The sequence below is a fragment of the Stenotrophomonas sp. AGC87 genome, from assembly GCF_057333975.1.
Map to the genome: position 1 here is coordinate 65,191 of NZ_JBHFHW010000038.1, position 3,668 is coordinate 68,858.

General features: G+C 67.8%; 5 protein-coding genes. 1 reads left to right on the forward strand and 4 read right to left on the reverse strand.

The genetic code is table 11. The features are described from left to right. Window positions 1-53: 53 nt before the first annotated feature. The 3 genes from ACE026_RS15305 to ACE026_RS15315 form a co-directional block, all read right to left on the reverse strand. Window positions 54-563 carry a putative signal transducing protein gene (locus ACE026_RS15305; protein WP_123728660.1) on the reverse strand — a complete coding sequence of 170 codons (510 nt, stop codon included), beginning with the start codon at window positions 561-563 and terminating at the stop codon, window positions 54-56. A gap of 1 nt (window position 564) precedes the next feature. Then, window positions 565-1,473: an acyl-CoA thioesterase II gene (gene tesB / locus ACE026_RS15310; protein ID WP_176990062.1), complete on the reverse strand. Its 909-nt coding sequence runs from the start codon at window positions 1,471-1,473 to the stop codon at window positions 565-567. Between the two features lie 140 nt (window positions 1,474-1,613). Further along, complete coding sequence (locus ACE026_RS15315) at window positions 1,614-2,393, reverse strand: enoyl-CoA hydratase/isomerase family protein (protein WP_486039699.1); 780 nt, start codon at window positions 2,391-2,393, stop codon at window positions 1,614-1,616. A gap of 34 nt (window positions 2,394-2,427) precedes the next feature. Between ACE026_RS15315 and ACE026_RS15320 the strand changes: the two genes are divergently transcribed. After that, window positions 2,428-2,871: a copper chaperone PCu(A)C gene (locus tag ACE026_RS15320; RefSeq protein ID WP_486039793.1), complete on the forward strand. Its 444-nt coding sequence runs from the start codon at window positions 2,428-2,430 to the stop codon at window positions 2,869-2,871. A 33-nt stretch (window positions 2,872-2,904) separates the two neighbouring features. Here ACE026_RS15320 and ACE026_RS15325 read toward each other — a convergent pair. Further along, on the reverse strand, window positions 2,905-3,668 hold a 764-nt coding region (locus tag ACE026_RS15325), incomplete at its 5' end, for a hypothetical protein (protein WP_486039700.1).

Below are 3,668 nucleotides of genomic sequence, written 5' to 3' on the forward strand. Positions count from 1 at the left end.
GCTCTGCAGGCCCCCAACCCCCCCCCCCCCCCCCCCCCCCCCCCCACTACCCGTTATTCGGTGGGCTGGATCCGGACCCGCACTTCCTCTTCTTCCGGCGGGGTGGCTGCCGGTGCGGTCGGCGACGCAGCCGGCTGCACCGCCGGGGCCGGCGCGGGCGCCACGACCGGGGTGCCGCGGTGGCGCATGACCACCACCATCGCCACGGCGGCGATCACCAGCAGCAGCCCGATACGGATGCGCCAGGCCCAGTTGCGCGGCGCATCGTTCTGGGCGACCTCGTCGCGGAACGCGAACTGCGCGGTCGGGTGGTCGCGGCGGGTGGTTTCCAGCAGGCGTGCATCGCGCAGGATCTCGCGGGCGCGGGGCTGGTCATCGGCATGCACCACCCACAGGGTCGGGTGGGTAGTGGCCTTTTCCTTGTCCAGATAGCTGAACTGGCTGCCGCGCTTGCTGTGGTACGAGCGTCCGTTGGTGATGCGCACCTCGATGCCGGCGTCGCGCAGCAGCTGGGCCACGCCTTCGACGGTTTCCACGCGCTGGCTGTTGAAGATCTGTCTCATGTCAGTCCTTGGCCGGCACGGCGGCGGCCGCGGCGCTGTCGTCGACCACGCGGATCAGGCCTTCCTGCGCCGTACTGGCGACCAGGATGCCGTTGCGGGTGAAGAACTGGCCACGGGCCAGGCCACGCGAATCCTGCGCGCTGGGGCTGTCCAGCGAGTACAGCAGCCAGTCGTCGGCGCGGAACGGGCGGTGGAACCAGATCGCATGGTCCAGCGAGGCCATCTGCACGTGCGGCTGGTAGTAGCTGATGCCGTGCGGGAAGGTCGCGGTGCCGAGCAGGTGGAAATCCGAGGCGTAGGCGAGCAGCGCCTGGTGCAGCTCCGGGGCATCGCCGACGGTCTCGTTCAGGCGCAGCCAGACCTGGTGGTACGGCGGGCGCTTGGGCGGATGGAGTTCGTCGCGCGGGTAGACATGGCGGAACTCGAACGGGCCGCCCCGCGAGAGCCAGCGCTGCACCTTGATCGGCAGACGATCCAGGACGGCCTGCGGCAGTGGCTGGTTCGGCTCGATGTCTTCCGGCTGCGGCACTTCCGGCATCTTGTGCTGGTGCTCGGCGCCGGTCTCGGCCTGCTGGAACGAGGCCGCACAGAAGAAGATCACCTTGCCGTGCTGGATCGCGGTGACCCGGCGCACGGAGAAGCTGCCGCCGTCACGGGTGCGGTCCACGTCGTAGACGATGGGATGGTCGATGTTGCCGGCGCGCAGGAAGTAGGCATGCAACGAATGCACGTGACGGCCATTCTCGACCGTCTTCTGGGCGGCGGACAGCGCCTGGCCCAGCACCTGGCCGCCAAAAACGTACTTGGTGCCGATATCGCGGCTCTGGCCGCGGAACAGATTGTCTTCCAGGCGTTCAAGCGAGAGCAGGTCGATCAGCTCGGAAACGACGGGTTCGTGCGTGGCGGACAAGGGAAGCAACCTGGGGTGGGCGAGCGCAAATTATAGGGTAGTGCCGGCCCATGGCCGGCAATCACGCACCACTTCGATCGTTCATTGCCTGGTTGCCGGCCAGCGGCCGGCACTACCGGGGCGTTGGCGTTTGCCGGGCTTCAGGCCTTGCCCAGCCTGGCCACCAGCCCCTGCAGCGCCTGCTGGGCGTCCGGGGCGTACCAGGCCTCGATGAAGCGATCCAGCTGGATCAGGTCGGCGTGCAGGGCCTCATGCAGGTCGGCACGGGCGATCGCGCGGGTCAGCAGCATCGGCTGGCGCGGCAGCGTGAGCAGGCCCTGCAGCCAGGCCACGGCGCGGGCGACCACCCGATCCGCATCAACCACCTCATCGACCAGCCCGATCTGCAGCGCACGCTCGGCCGGCACCATTTCGCCGCCGACCAGCAGGGTGGTGGCCCGGTGGTGGCCGACCACGCGGCGCATCAGGCGCTGGATGCCCTCCGGCGCGACCAGTCCGACCTGCACTTCGTTCAGGCCGATCACCGTGGGACGGGCGGCATCGGGGCTGCGCGCGATGATCCGGTAGTCGCAGCACAGGGCGAGCACGCAGCCGCCGGCCGGGGCGTGCCCGGTCAGGGCGGCGACCACCGGCACGCGGCATTCGGCCAGGGTGCGCACGGCGCCGAAGAAGGCCTGCCAGCTGTCCAGCAGCTTGTGTTTGTCATCGCCGTGGCCGAGCAGGTGCGGCACGTCCATGCCGGCGCTGAAGATGCGCTCGCTGCCGGACAGCACGATGCCGTGCACGTCATCGGACATGGCCTGGTTGATTGCGTGGATCAGGTGCCGGCACAGTTCGGTGTCCAACGCGTTGACCGGTGGCCTGGCCAGCCGCAGTTCGCGGATGGGGCCATGGTTGATCACCTCGATGAGCGTCGTCATGCTGCAGTCTCGTTGCGGACAGGGAACGAAGCCGATGATAACCAAACCATTCGTGTGCGTATTGTTGGGGCTGTGTGCGTTCGCAACATCAGCCGTGGCGGCAGAGCCAGCCTGTGTGTCACTGCGCGACGGTTGGGTACGTTTGCCGCCGGGCGCGATGCCGATGGCGGCCGGCTACGGCCAGATCCGCAATGACTGCCGTGAGGCGGTGGTGGTGGTCGCTGCTGGCAGCAAGGCGTTCGGCGATGTCTCGCTGCACGAAACCACGCTGGTTGACGGCGTCAGCCGCATGCGCGCGGTGGAACGCCTGCCGATCGCCGCGGGGGCGACGGTCGCGCTCAAACCTGGCGGACTGCATCTGATGTTGATGCAGCCGGAGGTGGCGCTGAAGGAAGGCGCACAGCTGCCGTTGCGGCTGAGCCTGGAAGATGGGCGCAAGGTGGATGGAACGTTGCAGGTGCGCAGCGCGTTGAAGTGAGGATCGCAACGCTGCGCAGCCGGGAGCGACCGTCTACGACCAGTCGAAGGAAAACAGCACGGTGCGGCTGTGTGGCTCGTACAGCATCACGATGGCATCCGGGCCTGCCGCGCACCAGTTGTAGCCGGCGACTTCGGCGACCGAGAAGAACGGGTTGCCGTCGCGGCTGATGATGACGCGCTCGGCATCCTCCGGCGCATGCCGGTCGTAGGCGGCAGCGGTGAATGTCAGCGCGAACGCCGCCGGAATCGGCGCGGTTTCAACCCAGTTGCCGTTCGACACCTGTCCGCCCAGCACGTCAAGATAGGCCTGCTCGCCTGCGCTGCCGTCGCCGTATCGCGAGTAGCTGGCCAGGCGGCCATGCGACTGGAAGTAGGCATGCGCCTTGGCGTAGCTCTCCGTCATTTCGGTGACGTGTTTGTCTGCCACCTGATCGCCGAGGAAATAGCCTTCCTCCCCCAGGAATCGCATGCGGTTATCGGCGGTCAGCTCGAATGCGATCCAGTTCGTGCCGGTGAACTCGGTGTGGTGCGCTGCGGTCTCTTCGCCGATGCAGCCTTCATCCGGTTCGATCGGGCACAGCATCGTGGCAATGGTGCCGGTCAGCGCCGGGCGCAATACGCCCAGGTCGATGCTGATCAGTGGCAGCAGATGTCGCCCCAGCCACGGCTGGTCGGCGGTGAATACGTCGGTGGGGAAGGGCGTGAGCCCGGGCCGCAGCGTGCGGATATCAGTTTGGTGAAACATGTCATTCCTTTGCAGGTGAAACGGGCGTGGGGGGGGGGGGGGGGGGGGGG